Origin of the sequence: Proteus sp. TJ1640 (genome assembly GCF_003144445.1) — a bacterium.
GTDB lineage: Bacteria > Pseudomonadota > Gammaproteobacteria > Enterobacterales > Enterobacteriaceae > Proteus > Proteus penneri.
Window position 1 is genome coordinate 276,827 of the sequence record NZ_PENY01000021.1, and the last position, 23,341, is coordinate 300,167.

The following is a 23,341-nucleotide window of genomic DNA, read 5'->3' on the forward strand; positions in this document are numbered from 1 at the left end:
TATGAGTGAGGTGTGCCATGTCAATTTCCCTTACAGAATCCGCCGCTAATCGTGTTCGCTCTTTTCTATCTAATCGTGGAAAAGGTGAAGGTTTACGTTTAGGCGTAAGAACATCCGGTTGTTCTGGAATGGCTTATGTTCTTGAATTTGCTGATGTCATCAATGACGAAGATACTGTTTTTGAAGACAAAGGTGTGAAAGTTATCGTTGATGGTAAAAGCATGGTCTATTTAGATGGAACAGAGCTTGATTTCGTCAAAGAAGGATTAAATGAAGGCTTTAAATTTAACAACCCCAATGTATCCAATGAGTGTGGTTGTGGTGAAAGCTTCACCGTGTAATTTGTGTTAAAACACGGTATTAACGTTAATTAATCCAAGAGTAGATGTATGGACTATTTCACACTATTAGGCATGCCTAATCGTTTTGATATTGATAAACAGCAACTTGCTACACGTTATCAAGATATGCAACGTCAGTATCACCCAGATCGCTTTGCTGGTAAATCTGATAAAGAACAGGCTCAGGCAATCTCGCTTGCTTCAACCATCAATCAGGCTTATCAGACCTTAAAAAATCCACTCTCAAGAGCTGAATACATACTCTCATTAAACGGTATCGATATTGCTAATGAGCAACAAACGATGCACGATACTGCTTTTTTAATAGAGCAACTCACATTACGTGAAGAGTTGGATAACATCGAGCACAGTACTGAAGCGGAAAGTTTGTTAGCCGATTTTTCTGCGCGTTTAGAAAAAATGTACGCAATACGCCATGATGAAATGGTCAAAACGCTAGATAATCAAACTTGGGATATTGCTGCAGATAATGTGAGAAAATTGCGTTTTCTTGCAAAATTAAAAGAGCAAGTAGAACAACTTGAAGAACGCTTGTTTGATGGTTTTTAAGGGAAACAGTTATGTCATTATTACAAATTAGTGAACCAGGTCAAACACCTGCACCGCACCAGCGCCGACTTGCAGCGGGTATTGATTTAGGTACGACACACTCATTAGTTGCCACTGTACGTAGTGGGCAAGCCGAAGCGCTTTCTGACAGCGAAGGTCGCTATTTATTGCCATCTGTCGTGCAGTATCAAGTTGATAATATCAACGTTGGTTGGAATGCTAAAAAAGAAGCAGAAAAAGATCCTGCTAACACGATAAGCTCAATTAAAAGAATGGTGGGTCGCTCACTAAGTGATGTGATAAGCCGTTATCCAAATCTTCCTTATCATTTCCATGAAAATGACAACGGTTTACCGTTAATTAAAACAGCGGCGGGTATTGTCGATCCTATTCAAGTCTCTTCTGACATCTTAAAAACATTAGCAGAACGTGCAACGCAATCATTAGGTGGTGAACTTGATGGTGTTGTTGTTACCGTTCCTGCTTATTTTGATGATGCTCAACGCCAAGGTACAAAAGAAGCGGCTCGCCGTGCTGGTCTGCATGTTTTACGTTTATTAAACGAACCAACAGCAGCTGCTATTGCATATGGTTTAGATTCAGGAAAAGAAGGCACTATTGTTGTTTATGACTTAGGCGGTGGTACTTTTGATATTTCTGTTTTACGTTTAACCAAGGGTGTTTTTGAAGTCTTAGCAACGGGCGGTGATACTGCATTAGGCGGTGATGATTTTGATATGATGCTGGCCGATTGGATAAGAGAACGCGCAGGTTTTGGCTATCAAAAAGATGCGATATTACAACGCCAACTGCTGGATGTAGCATCAGAAACTAAAATTGCATTAAGTGATAATGATGTTGCTGATATCAGTATTAATGGTTGGAAAGGCGAAATTACTCGCGCTGAGTTTGAATCATTAATTCAATCATTAGTAAAGCGTACATTATTATCTGTTCGCCGCGCATTAAAAGATGCGGATGTTGAAATAGATGAAGTTCTAGAAGTGGTTATGGTTGGTGGTTCAACACGTGTGCCATTAGTTCGTCAAATGGTTGGTGATTATTTTAAACGTGAGCCTTTAACCTCTATTGATCCAGATAAAGTGGTTGCCATAGGTGCTTCAATCCAAGCTGATATTTTGGTGGGTAATAAACCAGATAGCGAAATGCTATTGCTAGATGTTATTCCACTTTCTCTTGGTCTTGAAACGATGGGCGGACTAGTTGAAAAAGTGATCCCTCGTAATACCACGATCCCAGTTGCCAGAGCGCAAGAATTTACGACATTCAAAGATGGTCAAACGGCAATGAGTGTTCATGTTGTTCAAGGTGAGCGTGAATTGGTGAGCGATTGTCGTTCTCTTGCACGCTTTACATTACGTGGTATTCCGCCGATGGCTGCAGGTGGTGCTCATATTCGTGTGACATTCCAAGTTGATGCTGATGGTTTACTTAGTGTCAGTGCAATGGAAAAATCAACGGGCGTTGAAGCCTCAGTACAAGTCAAACCCTCTTATGGTCTTAGTGATACTGAAATCGCTAAGATGATCCAATCTTCGATGGAAAATGCCCAAGAAGATTTACAAGCTCGTCGCCTAGCCGAGCAAAAAGTCGAAGCAGCACGCGTGTTAGAAAGTTTAACTGCGGCATTAGAAGAAGATGCTCATCTGCTAAATGAAGATGAGAAAAGCGCTATCGACAAAGTTGTAGATACCTTAATAGAGAGCGTTGAAGGAACAGATCCTGTTGCCATTGAAAACGCGATTAAACTACTGGATAAGCAAACTCAGGATTTTGCAGCGCGTCGAATGGATTCATCTATTCGTCAAGCGTTGGCAGGTCATTCTGTGGATGAGATATAACTATGCCTAAAATTGTATTTTTACCCCATAGCACACTGTGCCCTGAAGGTGCTGTTGTTGACGCAACGGAAGGTGAGTCTATTCTAGATGTTGCATTGCGCAACGGTATTGAGATTGAACATGCTTGTGAAATGTCTTGTGCATGTACAACTTGTCACTGTGTAGTGCGTGAAGGTTTTGATTCACTAGAAGAGAGCTCTGAGCTTGAAGACGACATGTTAGATAAAGCATGGGGTTTAGAGCCTGAAAGTCGCTTAAGTTGCCAAGCTAAAGTAACAGACGAAGATTTAGTCGTTGAGATCCCTAAATATTCGATTAACCATGCAAGAGAGCACTAATTTTAGGAGCCAAGTATGAAATGGAGTGATACTCGTGAAATAGGGGAAGCATTATTTGATCTTTACCCTGACACTGATCCTAAAACGGTACGCTTTACTGATATGCATCAGTGGATTTGTGATTTAGAAGATTTTGATGATGATCCGCAGAAATCAAATGAAAAAATTCTTGAGGCTATTTTACTTGTTTGGCTTGATGAATTTGAATAATTGATAACCTCATAAATTTAAAAGACTGGCTTATTGCCGGTCTTTTTGCATTATGACCGTTCATATTTTACTTTATCAGTGTGTTAAAAATAACCATAAATAGGGAAGTCTGGAGATTTTATTGTGCGATCTTCTTCGAGGAATATCATGTAAATACGGAAGATCCCTAGATGATAATGGTGACCTCTGGGTTTTTGCAGTAAATTGATCACGCTAAACGGTAAATATCTGGTAGTCTGAATAGGTTAACTGTCACCAGTAATAATAAGTGAGATAATAAATGAATAAACAAATTATGCCTATCATGCTGTCTAATGAACCTGCAGCAGCATGTTGGGGTGATAAAGCACTAATTAGCACTAGCGAAACAGGCATGACAATCCACTTAACGGAAGAAAACCGTTTAGGTGCTATTCAGCGTGGTGGACGTAAAGTTGATAGCCAAGGTATTCGTAATGTTGCTCTTGTTGGTGAAGGCTGGGATATAGAACGTAGCTGGGCTTTTTGGTTAGGCTTTAGAGCACCTAAAGGCGCTCGTTCTATCGAATGGCCACAATTAAGCGAAGCGGATAAACACGAATTAGAATCACGTATTCGTATCGTTGATTGGGTTAGAGACACAATTAATACACCGGCTGAAGAATTAGGCCCAGAGCAACTGGCACAGCGCACTGTTGATCTTTTCTGTGGTCTTGGTAAAGAAGATATCAGCTATAAGATCACTAAAGGCGCCGATCTGCGCGATCAAAACTATGCCGGAATTTATACTGTAGGTCGCGGTTCTTCCCGTGATCCTGTCTATTTAGCATTAGATTTTAATCCGACTCAAGATAGCAATGCCCCTGTATTTGCATGCCTAGTAGGTAAAGGTATCACCTTCGATTCAGGCGGTTATAGCATTAAACCTTCATCATCTATGAATTCAATGAAAGCAGACATGGGGGGGGCAGCAACGTTAGCGGGTGCTTTAGCATTAGCGATTACTCGTGGGCTAAATAAACGTGTAAAATTACTGCTGTGTATCGCAGATAATATGGTCAGCGGTAATGCCTTTAAGCTGGGTGATATCATTCGTTACCGTAATGGTAAATCAGTCGAAATCATGAATACAGATGCGGAAGGTCGTTTAGTGCTAGCAGATGGTTTAATTGATGCCAGCAATATTGCACCTGAGCTGATTATCGACGCTGCAACATTAACCGGTGCCGCTAAAGTTGCAGTAGGTAATGATTATCACTCTGTATTGAGTTTTGATGATAAATTAGCTGCAGAGCTACTGGCTAGCGCTGAGCAAGAAAATGAATTGTTCTGGCGTTTACCATTAGCGGATTTTCATCGTAGTCAATTACCTTCTAGTTTCGCTGATTTAAACAATATCGCAGCACCTTCTCATACTGCGGGTGCAAGTACTGCGGCTGCATTCTTATCGCACTTTGTTACTGACTACAAAAAAGGTTGGGTACATATCGATTGTTCAGCAACGTACAGAAAATCTTCTGTAGAACAATGGGCGGCAGGTGCTACGGGTTACGGTGTGCGTTCTATCGCGAATCTGTTATTAGCAAAAGCAAAATAATAAACGTTATTCGATTCGGAGTTTGTAATGGGTGTATCTGAACAATTTGAGACACAAGAAATTGTTTCTGTTGAAGGTTCTTCTTTGAAATTAAGTGTTCTAGAACCACAACCTGAAAAATTAACAACTGTACTTAGCGAGTTTTTTGGTGAACATAAACCAATCCGCCGTGCCTTTATTGTTAATGCTCAGGAGCAAGATAATGAAGAGGAATTTTATCTTATTGGTTTAGAGATAACTGGCGAAGAAGATGAGATTGCGCAGATACTCCCACAAGCGGCTGAATCGGTTTTTGAATATTTAGAAGAAGGGCAATCCTTAGATTTTTGTTTTGTGAATAAAGATGAAAAAGGTGTAAGTCATTTTATGATCCACCATGTATCACCTTTTTATCAACGCAAGCTTGGCGGATTTTTAAGAAAAGGGATCCCGATAGTTAATCTGGATAGTTAAATCGGCCCGCTAAATTTAGGCGATATCTCATCAGATATCGCTTTTTTTTATCTTATAATAGAAAAATGATTAAATTAGTAAATTGTTTATATTTTTATATAACGCTTTGTTTTATATAGGCTTTGTTTTTAAAGTAAAAATAAAGCGATTTTGTATTGTCATTTATTTCGTTTTACACGGTAAAAAATAGCTTATCGAGTTATTTTTTTACCTTATTAGAATGAAGAAATACATATATTATCTCAGTCTGCAGAAAACATCGCATTATTCAGGGGTTGAATTAAAGGAAATGGATATGAACCAAAACCAATTTAGACAATATACAGAAAAGAGAGGCTATCGTTGGAGCTCTCTTGCTGTTGTATTGGCATCAGCATTGGCGCTTACTGGCTGTGATGATCAAGCAGATGAAAACACATCATCTGCTGATAAAACACAAAATACACAATTGACTGAGCAAAAAGATGCTGCTCAGAACACACCAAAGACAGAAACTCAAATCAGTGAAAAATCGGCAGTTACAACAAAAACAAATAACGAAACTGCATTAAAAAGCAAAGAAGTTCGTGATGAGTTAGCAATGCGCTTTGCTGGAAAAGAAGTCACTGTATTAGATGCATCAGAATTACAGCGTGATGGTGCGAGCACAATGGTTGTGACCTTCTCTGTACCGCTTGATCCTGACCAAAAGTTTGATGATGTTATTCATCTTGTTGATACCAAAAAAGGGAAATTAGAAGGTGCGTGGGAGTTATCTGATAACTTAATGGAACTGCGTTTTCGCCATTTACCACCATCAACAGAATTAAATTTAACAATTGATGAAAAAATAAAAGGTATTAATGAACGTACATTAACGACACCTTTTAGTCAGAAATTAACAACAGAAGAAATTTTTCCATCAGTTGGTTTCACCAGTAAGGGATCGTTACTGCCACTTGAAGCTGCTGAAGGTTTACCGATTATTGCGTTAAATGTGGGTCAAGTTGATGTAAATTTTTTCCGTGTTAAAGATGATCAATTAGCGCAATTCTTAACGCAATGGGAAAACCGTTCTAATATTAACTATTGGGAATCAGATGAATTTTTATCTCAAGCTGATCTGGTTTATACCGGTCGTTTTGAGTTAAACACAGAAAAAAATACCCGTGAAAACGTATTATTACCGTTAAAATCAATAGATGCCCTGAAAAAAGAAGGTGCCTATATTGCTGTAATGCAACAAGCCGGTAAATACTCTTATACGGTGCCGGCTACGGTATTCACTTTTAGTGATATCGGATTGTCGATGCACAGTTACCTTGATTCGCTAGATGTTTTCACTCAATCACTTAAAAATGGTTCTGCATTAGATAAAGTAGAAATTCGTCTGTTAGATGAAAAAGGTGGGTTGATTTCTAAAGCGCAAACAGATAGCCAAGGACATGCCACACTTGAGAAAAGTGATAAAGCGCGTTTATTAATGGCTATTCGTGATGGTCAAACTAGTATGATTGATTTGCGTAAACCTGCGCTTGATCTTTCTGAGTTTGATATCGGTGGCCCTCAAGGTTATAGCAAACAATTTTTTGCTTTCGGTCCTCGCGATCTCTATCGTCCTGGTGAAACATTAATCGTTAATGCCTTGCTACGTGACGGTGATGGTAATCCTATTAAAGAGCAACCTGTTAAAGTCGATCTGCTTAAAACTGACGGGCAAGTGTCACGTAGTTTTGTATGGCAACCTGAAAATGGACTTTACCAATTAAAATTGGTTATTCCTGAGGATGAAAATACGGGTACACGTACCCTACGTTTTGATGTAGGTGATGGTACTCCTCGTTTCTATGAGTTTCAGGTTGAAGATTTTATGCCAGAACGTATGGCATTAGAAATCACTGGTAAGAAAGGAATTATATTAAGCGGTAATGACGCTTATTTTGACATTAAAGGGCGTTATCTTTATGGCGCACCAGCTGCTGATAATCGTTTACAAGGACAAGTTTTCTTAAAAGCTTCACGTGAAGCTGTCAGTAAATTACCAGGCTATGAATTTGGTGCGGTAAAAGATGAAAACTTCAGCCGTCTACTGGATGAGTTTGAACTTAATTTAGACTCTGACGGAGAAGGTGAATTAAGTGTTGATAGTGATCGCTATGCTGAACTGAAATCACCTATCAATATTATTTTACAAGCAAGCTTACTTGAAGCGGGTGGACGACCTGTTACGCGTCGTTATCAACAAGCGGTTTGGCCTGCAACTCACCTTGCTGGCATTCGTCCTGTATTCCCTAAAAAAGAAGTTTACGATTACCGTACAGACAAATATAAATCAGGTTATAGCGTTGATGAAAACTCAATGGCTGAATTTGAGATTGTCTATACAGATCAAGATGGTAAAAAACTACCGGCTAATGATCTTAAAGTGAAGTTTATCTATGAACGTCATGATTATTACTGGCGTTGGTCTAGTTCGAATGGCTGGGAATCTGGCTATAACGAAAAAGATCTACAAATGGATGAGCAGACAATCAAGATTGCTAAAGATGGCACTGCAAAAGTGGCATTCCCCGTTGAGTGGGGTTCTTATCGTATTGAGGTTGTCGATCCCAAAACAGAATTAGTCAGTAGCTTACGTTTCTGGGCTGGGTATTCTTGGATGGACAACACGGGGGGAACAGGTGCGGTAAGGCCAGACCAAGTTAAATTGAAACTGGATAAAGATGGTTATTTACCGGGTGAAAAAGTTAAGTTAAACATTGTTGCTCCTCACCCAGGCAAAGGTTATGTATTACTGGAATCAAGTAATGGACCTTTATGGTGGCAGGAAATTGATGTACCTGAAAAAGGGCTTGATGTTGAAGTGCCTATTAATAAAGAGTGGGCAAGACACGATCTCTATCTGACTTCTGTTGTTGTAAGACCGGGAGATACTTCAAAACAAGCGACAGTAAAACGTGCTGTGGGTATTTTACATTTACCATTACAGGATAAAAACCGTCGTATTGATATTTCACTTGATGCACCTGAAAAAATTCGTCCTAACCAAGATTTAAAAATCCGCATAAAAGCGAATCCAGTTGCAGGTCAACCATTACCTGAAAATATTAATGTATTGGTTTCTGCAGTTGATACTGGTGTATTGAATATCACCGAGTATAAAACCCCTGATCCTTACGATGCTTTCTTTGGTCGTAAACGTTACAGCATCGACCAATATGATGTTTACGGGCAATTAATTGAAGGGCAAGGGCGTTTAGCTAACTTGCGTTTTGGTGGGGATGGTGGTGAAGCTGCTGCATTATCTCGTGGTGGTAAAAAACCATTAACGGATGTGCAAATCATTGCGCAACAATCAGCTCCTGTAAAATTAAATGCGCAAGGTGAAGGTGAAGTTTCTTTACCTATTCCTGAGTTTAATGGTGAAGTTCGTTTAATGGCGCAAGCTTGGACTGCGGATAAATTTGGTAGCCAAGAGGGTAAAGTTGTTATTGCTGCACCTTTAGTCACTCAGCTTTCATTACCTCGCTTTATGGCGGGTGGTGATAATGCTCTTTTATCGTTAGATTTAACCAATCTAACAGATGATGCGCAATCTATTACCTTAAATTATACCGCCTCAGGTTTGGTCGGATTAGGTGGTGCTGAAAGTAAAACCGTCTCGCTAACGAAAGGTGAACGTACTCAAATTCAAATCCCAGTAAAAGCGAAACATGGCTTTGGTCAAGGTGAATTCTCATTGTCTATTTATGGTATTAAAGTACCGGGTGAAGAGATTAAGCCTTATCACAATACATGGAATATTGGTGTTCGCCCTGCATTCCCAGCAGAAACGATCCATTATGCAAGTACATTGCAAGATGGTGACACTTGGCGCTTACCATCAGAAAGTTTAAGCCGCTTTAATAACTCAACGCTTGAAGGCGAACTATTACTGACAAGCCGTCCTCCGTTACAAGTGGCGCGTTATGTTAGAGAACTATTTGCTTATCCTTATGGTTGCTTAGAACAAACAGTTAGTGGGCTTTATCCTTCACTGTATTCAACAGAAAAAGAGTTGAAACAGTTGGGAATTAAAACGCAAACTGACGCTGATAGAAAAGCAGCTATTGATAAAGGTATTGCGCATCTGCTGACGATGCAAAAATCAGAAGGCGGATTCTCTTTATGGGATCAGGGGGGACGTGAAGAATATTGGTTAACCGCTTATGCGACTGATTTCTTATTCCGTGCGTCACAACAAGGTTATTCAGTTCCTGCTGATTCATTAAAACGTGCGAATGATCGCTTATTACGTTATTTACAAGATAAAAACTTAGTTAATTATGAATATGCGGTTAATCAAGATGCAGCACGTTTCTCAGCTAGGGCTTATGCTGCGTTAGTATTAGCTAATCAGCAAAAAGCACCTTTAGGCGAATTACGTCGTCTTTATCTTGAGCGTAACCAAGCTGGAAATGGCTTAGCCTTAGTTCAGTTAGGCATCGCACTAAAACTGATGGGTGATAGCAACCGCGCTGAAAGTTTAATTGCTGAAGGTGTGACAACAACGCGTAAATATAATTATGGATTAGGCGACTACGGTAGCACTATTCGTGACCAAGCATTAATTATTGCATTGTTAAGTGAAAATAACCTTGAAACACAGTCTCGTGATGCAAGTGTGATGGCACTATCTGATAATTTAACCAGTCGTGAATGGTTCTCAACCCAAGAAAGTAACTCGTTATACCTTGCCGGCCGTTTCTTCATTAATATGGCAGAACAGCCTTGGGAAGTTGCTGTTAATCGTCAAGTCCCTGCAATCAGTAGCGATCGTGCAGTTAATGAGACATTAACATCAACGCAATTACAAGAGGGTTTAGAGCTAAACAATCGTGGTGGAGCCACTATTTATTCTCGTATGAATATCGTGGGCTACCCGAAAGTTGCGCCTGCTCCTTATAGTAATGTATTAAATGTTCATCGTAGTTATTATGATTTAAAAGGAAACCGCGTTCATCCTAATCGCTTACAAAGTGGTGAAATGCTGGTGGTTAAACTGGAAGTTTCTGCTGATAGAGATGTACCTGATGCATTAGTTGTTGATTTATTACCTGCTGGTCTTGAAATCGAAAACCAAAACTTAGCATCAAGTAGTGCAAGCTTAAGCGATAGTGCTGCAGACTTGCAGGAATTTATCGACGACATGGGGCAAGCAAATATCAAACATCTCGAATATCGTGATGATCGCTTTGTTGCCGCTATCTCTGTTGATAAATATCGTCCAACGACATTGCTATATTTAGCCAGAGCTGTGACACCGGGTAGCTACCAAGTACCACCACCACAAGTTGAATCTATGTATGTGCCTTATTGGCGTGCAATAGGAGCAACAGAAACCAAGATTGATGTTGTTCCTTAAATCTTGTAGCCCTTTCTTCGGAAAGGGCTTTTTCCTTTGAGTGATTGAATGAAACTAGGATATAAACGGCTTATTGCTGTTATCATTATATTTTTTCTAGCAACGCCGATTTTAGTCTGGATCGCAGATAAAACTTGGCCTCTCCCTGATCCTGAACCTCAAATTGCGACTATTGTTACGGCGCAAGATGGTACACCTCTTTGGCGCTTTGCCGATAAAGAAGGAGTATGGCGTTACCATGTCAAGCTCGATGATGTCTCTCCTGAATATTTAGAAGCCTTAATTACTTATGAAGATCGCTGGTTTTATCAACATCCTGGTGTTAATCCAATGTCGATATTACGAGCAGCATGGCAAGATCTAAGTTCCGGAAGAATAGTGTCGGGCGGAAGCACATTATCAATGCAAGTGGCTCGCCTTATTGATCCTCACTCCCGTACTTTAGGGGGAAAAATCAAACAACTTTGGCGTACCTTGCAATTAGAGTGGTATTACTCAAAAGATGAAATTTTGGAGATTTACCTCAATAGAGCCCCCTTTGGCGGTACATTAGAAGGTATAGGTGCAGCGAGTTGGGCTTATTTAGGCAAATCACCTGCTGATTTATCTGCAGGAGAGGCGACATTGATGGCGGTATTACCACAAGCGCCAAGCCGTTTACGACCAGATAGATACCCTGAACGTGCTCAAGCAGCTAGAGATAAAGTATTAGATAGGCTGGCAGAATATCAGATATGGTCACAAGAAAAAGTTAATGAAATCAAAGAAGAGCAGGTTTTATTAGCACCAAGACAAACACCACAATTAGCGCCATTGCTGGCTCGTCGTATGTATAACGAAAAGCGAGAGCCTGTTATTACAACAACGATTGATATTAATATTCAACGGCAACTTGAAGAGATTGCGAATCAATGGAAGTATCAATTAGCAGATAAAACATCCTTAGCCATATTGGTTGTTGATCATACGGATATGAGTGTGAAAGGGTATGTCGGTTCTGCCGATTTTAATGACAATTCGCGCTTTGGTCATGTCGATATGATTAGTGCATGGCGCTCACCAGGTTCAACATTAAAGCCATTTATTTATGCGCTAGCATTAGATGAAGGGCTTATTCATGCAGAATCACTCTTACAAGATGTTCCTCGTCGATTTGATAATTATCGTCCTGGTAATTTTGACTCTGGTTTTAATGGGGCGGTCAGTGCCAGTGAAGCACTAAGTCGCTCTTTAAATTTGCCTGCGGTGCAACTTATCGAAGTGTATGGTGCCAAGAAATTTGCAGCAAAATTGCGTCATAACCATATTGAAATGCGCTTTCCTTATGGTTCAGAACCTAATTTAGCGCTGATCTTAGGAGGAACTGCGACACGAATGGATGAGCTTGTTTCTGCCTTTAGTGCGTTGGCAAGGCAAGGAAAAACAGCACCGTTACGTTTTAAACCGGAACAAATAATAGAAAACCGGGTGTTGATGTCACAAGGATCAGCATGGATTATTAGGCGAATATTAGCCGGAGAAGCCAGACCTCGTCCAGATAGCGCAATTTCACCTGTTGTTCCTTTGGCTTGGAAAACAGGGACAAGTTATGGTTATCGGGATGCGTGGTCTATAGGTGTAAATGCACGCTATACCATTGGCGTTTGGGTGGGCAGGCCTGATGGAACACCGGTTGCTGGGCAATTTGGCTTTGCGACAGCTGTTCCTATTATGAATCAGGTCAATAACTTATTAACTGGCTATTTTTATCAAAATAAACAAAGACCACCAACAGATTTACGTCCTAATAGTGTAACTGCGGCAACAATCTGTTGGCCAACAGGTAAGGCATTACCGAAAGAAGATAGCAATTGTAGAGTCAGTCGTCGAAGCTGGATCTTAGATAACACTATTCCGCCAACTTTATTAAATGATAGCCAAGAAGGCATTTTGGGGATCAACGAAAAAATTTGGTTAGATGATAAAGGCAAACGCACAGGGCCTAATTGCCCTAATGCAGAGCTAAAAGATATTGCTTTATGGCCGATAGCATTAGAAGCATGGTTACCTGAAAAAGAGCGTAGAGCAAAACGCCTACCACCGATTTCTGAAACTTGTCCACCAATCAAAGAGGACATTATTCCCTTGTTTATTTCGGGTATTCGTGCGGGTGATTTGCTAAGACCATTGCCTGGTGAAACTAATCTTGAAATAACCGTTTCTACGCAAGGTGGAAGTGGTATGCAATGGTGGTTTTTAAATGGTGAACAAATAGGGAAGACTGAAAATGGGGAAACGTTCTCTTATTTACTAGAAAAACGAGGTAAATACCAATTATCGGTGCTTGATTTAAGTGGTCAAACAGATATGGTTAATTTTATATTTCGTTAAACTAAAACGATGAGATAAACGAGAACTGAGTGATTTTTCACTAAAATAAGTTTTAATAAAGACAAAGAGGCTATTTATCGTGTGTCATTTCGGTTCTTTTTTATTGTTATTTTTAAGTTTGAACATGGAAAGCGTCAAAAATGTGATTAGATCGATAATTCATAACTTTTTTGCCACAGTTTTTTAAAAAAAAGGGTGTTTAATCTGTGCAATTCATTTTTATCCTCCTATAATCGAGCACTATTTTTTGCAGGGAATGCGGTTTTTGATTCGTTTTTCCATGATCTGCGATAAAAGAGATAAAAAAAGTTATCATTAATAAAATAATTTAGAGGTAAGACATGGCTATTCAGCGCACATTTTCTATTATCAAACCAAACGCAGTGAAAAAAAATGTTATCGGTGCAATTTATAACCGTTTTGAAAGTGCAGGCTTTAGCATCATTGGTGCTAAAATGTTGCATTTAACGCGTGAACAAGCTGAAGGCTTTTATGAAGAACACAAAGGCCGTCCTTTCTTTGATGGTTTAGTTGAATTTATGACTTCTGGCCCAATTATGGTTCAAGTGTTAGAAGGTGAAAATGCGATTCAGCGTCATCGTGATTTGATGGGCGCAACTAATCCAGACAACGCATTAGCGGGTACATTACGTGCTGACTACGCTGATAGCTTTACTGAAAATGCGGTACACGGTTCAGATTCAGAAGCTTCTGCTGCTCGTGAAATCGCATACTTCTTCACTGAAAACGAAGTTTGCGCGCGCTAATTTATTAGCATCTCTACGCGAAAAACAGTACAATGCGACGCCCTGTTTGATAATTAACGGGGCGTTTTTTTATTATTGTTTAAATATACAAATTATATAAGTATCCCGTTAGCATCAATGCTAATGCAGGCCGCATAGTGTAACAACGAGGCAATGTCATGACCCAATCTACCACTCCAGCGCCAAGCGCTTCTGTCGCTGTTTCTAAAGAAAATACTGTGAATCAAAAAACTAAAATTAATCTGTTAGATTTAAATCGTAAACAGATGCGTGAGCTTTTTGTCTCTATGGGCGAAAAACCTTTCCGTGCTGACCAAATTATGAAGTGGATGTACCACTACTGTTATGACGATTTTGATCAAATGACAGATATCAATAAGGTGTTACGCAATAAATTAAAAGAAATTGCTGAAATTAAAGCACCTGAAGTTTCTGAAGAACAACGTTCAACAGATGGCACGATTAAATGGGCAATTAAAGTTGGCGATCAACAAGTAGAAACTGTGTATATCCCAGAAGATGATCGCGCAACATTATGTGTTTCTTCACAAGTTGGTTGTGCTTTAGAGTGTAAGTTCTGTTCAACTGCACAGCAAGGTTTTAACCGTAACTTGAAAGTATCGGAAATTATTGGACAAGTTTGGCGTGCCGCTAAAATTATTGGCTCATTAAAAGAGACAGGCCGTCGTCCTATTACTAACGTTGTTATGATGGGAATGGGCGAGCCGTTGCTGAATTTAAATAATGTTATTCCAGCACTTGAAATTATGATGGATGATTTTGGTTTTGGTTTATCAAAACGTCGCGTTACTGTCTCTACATCAGGTGTTGTTCCTGCATTAGATAAATTAGCAGATGCGGTTGATGTGGCTTTAGCTATTTCATTACATGCGCCAACTGATGATATTCGTGATGAAATTGTTCCAATTAATAAGAAATATAATATTGCAATGTTTCTTGAAGGTGTTCGCCGTTATATCGCCAAATCAAATGCGAACCAAGGGCGTGTGACTGTTGAGTACGTTATGCTTGATCATATTAATGACAGCACAGAACAAGCTCACCAATTAGCAGAATGCTTAAAAGATACACCATGTAAAATTAACTTAATTCCATGGAACCCGTTCCCAGGTGCACCATATGGACGTAGTTCCAATAGTCGAATTGACCGTTTTTCTAAAGTATTAATGGAATATGGTTTTACGACGATTGTACGTAAAACGCGAGGTGATGATATTGATGCGGCTTGTGGACAATTAGCCGGCGATGTTATTGACCGTACAAAACGTACACTGAAAAAACGCCAACAAGGTGAACTAATTTCAGTAAAAGCAGTCTGATACGGTTAGGAATCTCTTTCTTTGTGAAGTGTATTACACAATTACAATGTAGAGAGAACACGGATGAATATATTTGAGGAATAAAGCGATGATAAGGATATCATCAGTAGTTATAACTATTGGCGTGATGTTATTGACATTAGGTTGCCAATCATCAGCCAATCAACAACGTGTTGCCGTGTCTACACGTTTACAATTAGGTGATGCATATTTAGCTGAAAAACAATATCAAATAGCACAATATCATTTCCAAAAAGTGTTATCGGTGATACCAAATCACCCTGATGCTAATTTAGGAATGGCATTAACATCTCAGTTATTGGGAAATTCTATTCAAGCGTTAGATTATTACAAATTAGCGATGAAGTCGAAGCCAGTAAATGTTAATGTATTAAGGCTTTACGGTAATTTCCTTTGTGAACAAAAACTATTAAACAATAATAGTGTGTCAATTGAAGATATACCGCCAGATTATTTGGTTTGTCAGCAAAGTGATCATAAAATATCAATAAATTCGCGGTGAGACGTTAAGGTACTTGGTGCTTTTGCGAGTTCATCAATGTTAAACATCCAATAGCCACAGTGCCTAGATTGCTAATGAATACTGAAAACAAAACCGAAGAAGTGAAATTAACAGCAGGTCAACTTTTACGCCAGGCACGAGAAAAAGTGGGGCTAACACAACAAACTGTTGCTGATCGACTTTGTTTGAAGTTATCAACAGTGCGCGACATTGAAACAGATTCTGTTTCTTCTGACATTGCACCAACATTTTTACGCGGATACATGCGTTCTTACGCTAAGTTAGTTGGCGTTCCTGAAAAAGAAATCCTTGGTTTTATCGACCAACAAGCTCCAGTTAAACAAATTAGAATGACAACCACACAAAATTATTCATTAGGAAAACGTCATAAAAAACGTGAAGGTTGGCTAATGAAAATCACATGGGTGATTTTGATTATTATGGTTGCTCTCGTAGGGATTTGGTGGTGGCAAGGTCATCAGGCTGATCAACAAGAATTAGTCTCTATGGCATCTCAAGACATAGGGCAAAGTAGCGCACAAGAAAACACCAATCCGATAGATTCTTCTTTAGTAACCTCAGATAATACGTCAACATCTGAAGGTGATAATTTACAAGTACCTGCTTCGTCATTAGTTGATAATCAAGCGAATAATGTCGCTACAACATCACCAACGACTGAAACTACATCACCAGCACCAACAGAAGTGAGAACGGTTCCATTACCCGTATCACCTTTAACAACATCAACAACTTCTCGGGCAGATTCAGAACAAGAATCTACCTCTTCGGAAACCCCTGCTATTGCGAACCAATTGGTTCTTATGTTTGATGGTGAATGTTGGTTAGAAGTTCGTAATGCTCAAAATAAAGTTTTATTTAATGGTATTAAGAAAGCGGGTGATCGTTTGGAATTTGATGGTGAGCAACCTTATAAACTAAAAATAGGCGCACCTTCTGTTACTCGCATACAGTTTAATGGTGAATCTGTTGATTTAAGCCGTTTTACTGGAAAAATAGCAAAAATAACAGTACCGAGTGCTTAATCTGACTACATATTTGAGCAAGCATGGAAGCATGGGAGAATTAATCAATGCATAAAGAATCACCTATTATTCGTCGTAAATCGACACGAATTTATGTGGGTAATGTACCTATTGGCGATGGTGCTCCTATCGCAGTACAGTCGATGACGAATACACGAACGACAGACGTAGAAGCGACTGTTCGCCAGATAAAATCTCTGGAGCGTGTAGGGGTGGATATTGTTCGTGTTTCTGTACCTACAATGGATGCTGCGGAAGCATTCAAATTAATTAAGCAACAAGTTAATGTGCCTTTAGTGGCTGATATCCATTTTGATTATCGTATCGCATTAAAAGTTGCTGAATATGGTGTTGATTGTTTGCGTATCAATCCAGGTAATATCGGTAGTGAAGAGCGTATTCGCCAAGTTGTTGACTGTGCTCGTCATAACAATATTCCGATTCGTATTGGAGTAAACGGTGGTTCACTTGAAAAAGATATTCAAGAGAAATATGGAGAACCAACACCTGAAGCGTTAGTTGAATCAGCAATGCGCCATGTTGATATTCTTGAAAGACTTAATTTTGAACAATTTAAAATTAGTGTAAAAGCTTCTGATGTTTTCCTCGCTGTTGATTCTTACCGTTTATTAGCGAAAAAAATAGATCAACCCTTGCATCTTGGGATCACCGAAGCGGGAGGGGCAAGAGCAGGATCGGTTAAATCTGCGATTGGCCTTGGGATCTTATTATCAGAAGGTATCGGTGATACATTAAGGATCTCATTGGCGGCCGATCCGGTTGAAGAAGTTAAAGTTGGTTTTGATATCTTAAAATCATTACGTATTCGCTCTCGCGGAATTAACTTTATTGCTTGTCCAACGTGTTCCCGTCAAGAATTTGATGTTATTGGAACCGTCAACGAATTAGAGCAACGTTTGGAAGATATTATTACACCTATGGATGTCTCTATTATTGGTTGTGTTGTTAATGGCCCTGGTGAAGCTGAAGTTTCAACATTAGGTGTAACTGGCGCAAAAACACGCAGCGGTTTTTATGAAGATGGTGTGAGACAAAAAGAGCGTCTTGATAACGTTAATATGATTGATCTACTAGAAGCCAAAATTCGTGCTAAAGCATCAATGCTTGATGACAATATGCGTATAAACATAAATCAATTGGACAAATAATACTCAAAAAACTGGCTCATTAATCAATGAGCCAGTTTTACTATTGATTTCACGTTGAATACTGATTGATTTCGCTTCTATAATCAGCCTAACAATCAATTAATAACTATTAGAGAAGAAAAGTGGCCCAAAAAATCCAAGCCATTCGTGGTATGAACGACTATCTACCTGCTGACACTCGTGTATGGCAGAAAATTGAAAATACGCTAAAACAAATTTTAGCAGGTTACGGCTTTAGTGAAATCAGAACACCTATCGTAGAGCATACCCCTCTATTTCAGCGAGCAATTGGTGAAGTGACCGATGTTGTTGAAAAAGAAATGTATACTTTTACCGATCGTGGTGAAGATGCCCAAAGTCTGACATTACGCCCAGAAAATACAGCAGGTTGTGTTCGTGCAGGTATCGAGCATGGTTTGCTTTATAATCAAGAACAGCGTTTATGGTATTTAGGGCCAATGTTTCGTTATGAGCGCCCTCAAAAAGGTCGTTATCGTCAATTCCATCAGTTAGGTGCAGAGGTCTTTGGCCTACAAGGCCCTGATATTGATGCAGAATTAATTATGCTGACTGCGCGTTGGTGGAAAGCGTTAGGTATTGCAGAACATGTAACATTAGAACTTAATTCTATTGGTTCACTAGAAGCGCGTGCTAAATATCGTGAAGCGTTAGTCGCTTTCTTAGAACAACATGTCGATAAGTTAGATGAAGACTGCAAACGTCGTATGTATTCTAACCCATTACGTGTTTTAGACTCAAAAAATCCAGAAATTCAGACTTTATTGAATGATGCGCCTGAACTTTTCGATTATCTTGATGACGAATCAAGAGCGCATTTTGATGGTCTTTGTGCCTTATTGGACGCTGTCGGTATTACATACCGTGTTAATCAGCGTTTAGTCCGTGGGTTAGACTATTATAACCGTACTGTCTTTGAGTGGGTAACTAGTGCATTAGGTTCACAAGGAACAGTGTGTGCCGGTGGCCGTTATGATGGCCTTGTGAAACAACTTGGTGGACATCCGACACCGGCAGTTGGTTTTGCTATGGGGATGGAGCGCATGATCTTATTAGTTCAAGCGGTTAATCCTGAATTTGTTGCAGATACTAATGTCGCTGATGTTTATCTCGCTTCATTTGGTGAAAAGAGCCAAAGTGCAGCATTAATGCTGGCTGAAGAAATTCGTGATCAATTACCAACATTACGTTTAATGACGAATCATGGTAATGGCAACTTTAAAAAGCAGTTAGGACGTGCTGATAAACAAGGCGCTAAAATTGCTCTTATTTTAGGCGAAGATGAAATTAATGCCGGCACTGTTGCAGTGAAAGATTTGCGTTCAGGGGAACAAACAATCGTTGCTCGCAATGACCTCGCTCAGCAATTGACTCTGTTATTAGGTTAAGGAGAGACTTGTGGAAGTTTATAGCACCGAAAACGAACAAGTTGATGCAATTAAACAGTTCTTTAAAAACTACGGTTTAACTATCGTTTTAGCCGCTGTTATTGGTTTTGGTGGTGTATTTGGCTGGAAATATTGGCAATCACACCAAACAAATCGCCTGCAAGAAAGTGCAGGTGCTTTTGCAACAGTCAGTGAGGCACTTGCTAAGCCTACGCCTGAAAATATTGCATTAGCTGAAAAATTTGTTACTGAAACCAATGATATTTATGGCGCTTTAGCTTCATTAGAATTAGCTCAAATTGCTATCGATGCTAATGATTTAGTCAGTGGTGAACGTCATCTAACTAATGCGGTGGCAAAAGTAAAAAATGACGCATTTGCAGATATGCTTAATCTTCGTTTAGCTCGCGTACAATTAGCATTAGATAAAACAGATGCTGCTTTAGTTTCTTTAGAGCAAGTGAAGGGCAAAGCATGGAATGGAATGAAAAATTATATCCGTGGTGATGTCTTAGCGAAGAAAGGCGATAATGCTGGTGCAGCAACCGCTTATCGTAGCGCGTTAACTGATGAAAACGCGGGTGCTATTCGCTCACTGGTTGAACTTAAACTCAATAATTTATCCAATTAAAGGGATCTTCAGACATGCAACTGCGTAAAACTCTCCTGGTTGGTCTACTAGCATCTGCTTTGTTGGCAGGATGTTCTAGTGAACAGGACAATGTGACAATGTCTCCATTGCCTGAGGTGCAAAGCCAATTTACACCTAAAGCTGTTTGGGACAAATCAGTTGGAAATGGTATTGGTAAATACTATTCTCACTTGTCACCAACATGGGATAGCGCAGTTATTTATGTCGCTGATCGCCATGGTTTAGTTAAAGCATTAGATGTAGAAACAGGTAAAGAGCTTTGGTCGCAAGATCTCTCTATTAAAACAGGTTTTCTTTCATCCAATGAGTCTGCATTACTTTCTGGTGGATTAACAGTTTCTGGCACTCGCGTTTTTGTGGGAACGGAAAAAGCGAAAGTATATGCACTGAACACAGAGGATGGCTCCATTGATTGGGAAACAGACGTTGCTGGTGAAGCCATTTCAAAACCTGTTGTTAGTGATGGTCTAGTACTTATTCATACCAGTAATGGCATGTTGCAAGGACTTGACTTATTAAGTGGTGAGATTGCTTGGACTATTAACTTAGACACTCCTTCATTATCTCTTCGTGGCGAGTCTGCACCTGCTGTCGCTTATGGCGCAGCGATTATTGGTGCGGATAATGGTCGCGTCAGTGCTGTTGTCCTTTCTCAAGGACAATTGATTTGGCAACAAAATATTTCACAAATTAAAGGCTCTACTGAAATTAGCCGATTAAATGATGTGGATATCACACCGATTATTGATGAAAATACAGTTTATGCAATGGCGTATAACGGTAATTTAGTTAGCCTTGATATGCGTTCTGGACAAATCCTTTGGAAACGCGAGCTAGGCTCAGTCAATGATATGGTGTTGTTGGGTGATAATCTTTACCTAGTTGACCAAAATGATAGAGTTTTATCTGTGCGTAAATCTGATGGTGTGACATTATGGACACAAGAAGATTTATTGCATCGTAATTTAACTGCTCCGGCTATTTTTGATGGCTATTTAGTTGTTGGTGATGCAGAAGGTTATCTCCATTGGATTGATACCAACACAGGTAAATTTATTGCACAAAACCAAGTGAATAGCTCAGGCTTATTAAGCCGCCCTCAAGCGGTACAAGATAAACTGATGATCCAAGCTCGTGACGGTAAGCTTTATCTTTATAGTCGGTAATTAATTGCTGACAAATCTATTTATTTTACGGCTCCTTTAAAGGAGCCGTTTCGTCTTTTTAGTAATTACATGTAAAATACAATCAGGTTTGTGATTGTATTTTTATGAGGCATCAAAAAATGATACCCGTTATTGCCTTAGTAGGGCGCCCTAACGTGGGTAAATCCACGTTATTTAATCGACTAACACGCACAAGAGACGCATTAGTTGCTGATTTTCCTGGCCTCACCCGTGACCGTAAATATGGTCGAGCAGAGTTAGAAGGCGAAGAATTTATTATTATTGATACCGGTGGTATTGATGGTGCTGAAGAGGGTGTTGAAACTCATATGGCATCACAATCGCTACAGGCTATTCAAGAAGCCGATATCGTACTGTTTTTAGTTGATGCTCGTGCGGGTTTGATGCCAGCAGACCAAGGTATTGCAAAACACCTTCGTGGTGTCGAGAAAAAAACGTATTTAGTTGCAAATAAAACTGACGGTATTGATATTGATACTGCATTAGCCGATTTTTACTCTTTAGGATTAGGTGAAATCTTCCCAATCGCGGCATCCCATGGTCGTGGTGTTGCTCAATTGATTGAACAAGCGTTATTACCAATTACGGGTAAAGTAGTGGAAGAAGAAGTCGAGCTGACTGAAGAAGAAGAAAATGCGGCTTATTGGGCTGCATTAGAAGCAGAACAAGAAGCGCAAGCATTAGAAGAGGAAGAAGATGACTTCGATCCTTCTACATTACCAGTAAAATTAGCGATTGTTGGTCGTCCTAACGTCGGTAAATCAACACTGACAAACCGTATGCTTGGTGAAGATCGTGTGGTTGTTTACGATATGCCGGGTACAACCCGCGACAGTATCTACATTCCTATGGAACGTGATGATAAAGAATATATCATTATCGATACTGCGGGTGTTCGTAAACGCGGTAAAGTAAAAGAAACAGTTGAAAAATTCTCTGTTATCAAAACATTACAAGCCATTGAAGACGCTAACGTTGCATTGCTGGTAATCGATGCCCGTGAAGGTATTTCAGATCAGGATCTTTCATTATTAGGTTATATCCTGAATGCAGGTCGTTCATTAGTCATTGCTGTCAATAAATGGGATGGCATGACACAAGATGATCGCGAACAAGTAAAAGCAATGCTTGATCTTAAACTAGGCTTTGTTGATTTTGCACGTGTTCACTTTATTTCTGCATTACATGGAAGTGGCGTGGGTAATCTTTTTGAATCAATTCAAGAAGCTTATGTCTGTGCAACCCGTCGTGTAGGGACTTCTATGCTCACTCGTATCATGAAGATGGCAGAAGATGATCACCAGCCACCGATTGTTCGTGGACGCCGTGTAAAAATGAAATATGCACACGCCGGTGGTTATAATCCACCTGTTGTGGTTATCCATGGTAATCAGGTAACTGATTTACCAGATAGCTATAAGCGCTATTTGATGAACTATTTCCGTCGTACTTTGCAAGTGATGGGTACGCCAATCCGTATTCAATTTAAAGAGGGTGAAAACCCTTATGCGGATAAGAAAAATAAATTAACCGTTTCTCAAATGCGTAAACGTAAACGTTTAATGTCGCACTTAAAGAAATCTAAATAAGAAATTTTATTATTTAAGTGAAAAGCCACATTTTATGTGGCTTTTTTATATCTACAATTCAATTAGTTATTTGGATGTCACTGTTGTTAGTCGCTTTTTATATTTCATAAAAAATTAATTATTTCTTTAAAAAAACGGCTAAAATGCAATTGATACTTATTCGTCTTAAAGAGCTATTACGTTGAAAAAAAAGATTATTATCACATCAGTTTTTATGCTTTCCGCTTGTGCAACACCTGAAAAATGGGAAGCAAATACCACTATACCATCTCCTTTAGATATCGCTAAAAACATGTGTATGCAAGAAGCCAATGCGCTATATCCCGCGAGATATATAGCTTCAAGTCAGCCTTCTTTTGCTCCAATGAAAATAAATGGTAAAGATATTCCAAACTCAAGGGCGGGAACAACTTTTCCTTCAGATGTGAATGAATGGCAGCGTAGGGATTATTTTAATACCTGTATGAAAGGAGAAGGTTGGGAAAATAAAAATAAAGTCACAGGGTTACTGGCTTTTTTATTTAATTGATTTTAGACAATATTTGTCATTAAACTTCTA

General features: G+C 39.4%; 19 protein-coding genes. All 19 read left to right on the plus strand.

The genetic code is table 11. From position 1 onward, the window contains the following. The first annotated feature begins 17 nt into the window (after positions 1-17). Positions 18-341 carry an iron-sulfur cluster assembly protein IscA gene (gene iscA, locus DK861_RS08725; RefSeq protein ID WP_006533446.1) on the plus strand — a complete coding sequence of 108 codons (324 nt, stop codon included), beginning with the start codon at positions 18-20 and terminating at the stop codon, positions 339-341. Between the two features lie 48 nt (positions 342-389). Next, complete coding sequence (gene hscB / locus DK861_RS08730; RefSeq protein ID WP_109399850.1) at positions 390-911, plus strand: co-chaperone HscB; 522 nt, start codon at positions 390-392, stop codon at positions 909-911. Between the two features lie 11 nt (positions 912-922). Continuing rightward, a complete protein-coding gene (gene hscA / locus DK861_RS08735) occupies positions 923-2,773 on the plus strand; it encodes a Fe-S protein assembly chaperone HscA (RefSeq protein ID WP_109399851.1) in 1,851 nt (616 codons plus the stop codon). 2 nt (positions 2,774-2,775) lie between these two features. After that, a complete protein-coding gene (fdx, locus tag DK861_RS08740) occupies positions 2,776-3,111 on the plus strand; it encodes an ISC system 2Fe-2S type ferredoxin (RefSeq protein ID WP_006533442.1) in 336 nt (111 codons plus the stop codon). A 15-nt stretch (positions 3,112-3,126) separates the two neighbouring features. Then, positions 3,127-3,321, plus strand: a complete 195-nt coding sequence (gene iscX, locus DK861_RS08745; RefSeq protein ID WP_006533441.1) for a Fe-S cluster assembly protein IscX — start codon at positions 3,127-3,129, stop codon at positions 3,319-3,321. 280 nt (positions 3,322-3,601) lie between these two features. Beyond that, positions 3,602-4,897 carry an aminopeptidase PepB gene (pepB, locus tag DK861_RS08750; RefSeq protein WP_072063240.1) on the plus strand — a complete coding sequence of 432 codons (1,296 nt, stop codon included), beginning with the start codon at positions 3,602-3,604 and terminating at the stop codon, positions 4,895-4,897. Positions 4,898-4,924: 27 nt separating this feature from the next. After that, positions 4,925-5,350 (plus strand): enhanced serine sensitivity protein SseB C-terminal domain-containing protein, encoded by a 426-nt coding sequence (locus tag DK861_RS08755; RefSeq protein ID WP_109399852.1) that lies wholly within the window; start codon positions 4,925-4,927, stop codon positions 5,348-5,350. Between the two features lie 289 nt (positions 5,351-5,639). Continuing rightward, positions 5,640-10,733 carry an alpha-2-macroglobulin gene (locus DK861_RS08760; RefSeq protein ID WP_109399853.1) on the plus strand — a complete coding sequence of 1,698 codons (5,094 nt, stop codon included), beginning with the start codon at positions 5,640-5,642 and terminating at the stop codon, positions 10,731-10,733. A 48-nt stretch (positions 10,734-10,781) separates the two neighbouring features. Then, complete coding sequence (pbpC, locus tag DK861_RS08765; protein ID WP_109399854.1) at positions 10,782-13,103, plus strand: peptidoglycan glycosyltransferase PbpC; 2,322 nt, start codon at positions 10,782-10,784, stop codon at positions 13,101-13,103. 341 nt (positions 13,104-13,444) lie between these two features. Beyond that, positions 13,445-13,870, plus strand: coding sequence for a nucleoside-diphosphate kinase (gene ndk / locus DK861_RS08770; RefSeq protein WP_072063236.1), 426 nt, complete (start codon positions 13,445-13,447; stop codon positions 13,868-13,870). A gap of 158 nt (positions 13,871-14,028) precedes the next feature. Beyond that, entirely contained in the window at positions 14,029-15,210 is a 1,182-nt protein-coding gene (locus tag DK861_RS08775) for a bifunctional tRNA (adenosine(37)-C2)-methyltransferase TrmG/ribosomal RNA large subunit methyltransferase RlmN (protein WP_072063235.1), read from the plus strand. 88 nt (positions 15,211-15,298) lie between these two features. Next, complete coding sequence (locus tag DK861_RS08780) at positions 15,299-15,733, plus strand: hypothetical protein (RefSeq protein ID WP_006533431.1); 435 nt, start codon at positions 15,299-15,301, stop codon at positions 15,731-15,733. Positions 15,734-15,807: 74 nt separating this feature from the next. After that, complete coding sequence (gene rodZ / locus DK861_RS08785; protein ID WP_109399855.1) at positions 15,808-16,779, plus strand: cytoskeleton protein RodZ; 972 nt, start codon at positions 15,808-15,810, stop codon at positions 16,777-16,779. A gap of 47 nt (positions 16,780-16,826) precedes the next feature. Further along, the gene (ispG, locus tag DK861_RS08790; RefSeq protein WP_006533429.1) at positions 16,827-17,948 is read left to right on the plus strand and encodes a flavodoxin-dependent (E)-4-hydroxy-3-methylbut-2-enyl-diphosphate synthase; all 1,122 of its coding nucleotides are present in this window, start codon (positions 16,827-16,829) and stop codon (positions 17,946-17,948) included. Between the two features lie 122 nt (positions 17,949-18,070). Continuing rightward, the gene (gene hisS, locus DK861_RS08795; RefSeq protein ID WP_006533428.1) at positions 18,071-19,354 is read left to right on the plus strand and encodes a histidine--tRNA ligase; all 1,284 of its coding nucleotides are present in this window, start codon (positions 18,071-18,073) and stop codon (positions 19,352-19,354) included. Between the two features lie 10 nt (positions 19,355-19,364). Beyond that, entirely contained in the window at positions 19,365-19,985 is a 621-nt protein-coding gene (locus DK861_RS08800; protein WP_036912561.1) for a YfgM family protein, read from the plus strand. A gap of 14 nt (positions 19,986-19,999) precedes the next feature. Beyond that, positions 20,000-21,172, plus strand: coding sequence for an outer membrane protein assembly factor BamB (gene bamB / locus DK861_RS08805; RefSeq protein ID WP_006533426.1), 1,173 nt, complete (start codon positions 20,000-20,002; stop codon positions 21,170-21,172). A gap of 119 nt (positions 21,173-21,291) precedes the next feature. Continuing rightward, positions 21,292-22,782 (plus strand): ribosome biogenesis GTPase Der, encoded by a 1,491-nt coding sequence (gene der / locus DK861_RS08810; protein ID WP_109399856.1) that lies wholly within the window; start codon positions 21,292-21,294, stop codon positions 22,780-22,782. 181 nt (positions 22,783-22,963) lie between these two features. Continuing rightward, on the plus strand, positions 22,964-23,311 hold the full coding sequence (locus tag DK861_RS08815) for a hypothetical protein (protein ID WP_239452157.1): 348 nt from the start codon (positions 22,964-22,966) through the stop codon (positions 23,309-23,311). Positions 23,312-23,341: the final 30 nt, after the last annotated feature.

Coding starts and splice junctions, on each gene's coding strand:
- iscA (WP_006533446.1), top strand. CDS start 18: ATGTCAATTTCCCTTACAGAATCCGCCGCTAATCGTGTTCGCTCTTTT.
- hscB (WP_109399850.1), top strand. CDS start 390: ATGGACTATTTCACACTATTAGGCATGCCTAATCGTTTTGATATTGAT.
- hscA (WP_109399851.1), top strand. CDS start 923: ATGTCATTATTACAAATTAGTGAACCAGGTCAAACACCTGCACCGCAC.
- fdx (WP_006533442.1), top strand. CDS start 2,776: ATGCCTAAAATTGTATTTTTACCCCATAGCACACTGTGCCCTGAAGGT.
- iscX (WP_006533441.1), top strand. CDS start 3,127: ATGAAATGGAGTGATACTCGTGAAATAGGGGAAGCATTATTTGATCTT.
- pepB (WP_072063240.1), top strand. CDS start 3,602: ATGAATAAACAAATTATGCCTATCATGCTGTCTAATGAACCTGCAGCA.
- DK861_RS08755 (WP_109399852.1), top strand. CDS start 4,925: ATGGGTGTATCTGAACAATTTGAGACACAAGAAATTGTTTCTGTTGAA.
- DK861_RS08760 (WP_109399853.1), top strand. CDS start 5,640: ATGGATATGAACCAAAACCAATTTAGACAATATACAGAAAAGAGAGGC.
- pbpC (WP_109399854.1), top strand. CDS start 10,782: ATGAAACTAGGATATAAACGGCTTATTGCTGTTATCATTATATTTTTT.
- ndk (WP_072063236.1), top strand. CDS start 13,445: ATGGCTATTCAGCGCACATTTTCTATTATCAAACCAAACGCAGTGAAA.
- DK861_RS08775 (WP_072063235.1), top strand. CDS start 14,029: ATGACCCAATCTACCACTCCAGCGCCAAGCGCTTCTGTCGCTGTTTCT.
- DK861_RS08780 (WP_006533431.1), top strand. CDS start 15,299: ATGATAAGGATATCATCAGTAGTTATAACTATTGGCGTGATGTTATTG.
- rodZ (WP_109399855.1), top strand. CDS start 15,808: ATGAATACTGAAAACAAAACCGAAGAAGTGAAATTAACAGCAGGTCAA.
- ispG (WP_006533429.1), top strand. CDS start 16,827: ATGCATAAAGAATCACCTATTATTCGTCGTAAATCGACACGAATTTAT.
- bamB (WP_006533426.1), top strand. CDS start 20,000: ATGCAACTGCGTAAAACTCTCCTGGTTGGTCTACTAGCATCTGCTTTG.
- der (WP_109399856.1), top strand. CDS start 21,292: ATGATACCCGTTATTGCCTTAGTAGGGCGCCCTAACGTGGGTAAATCC.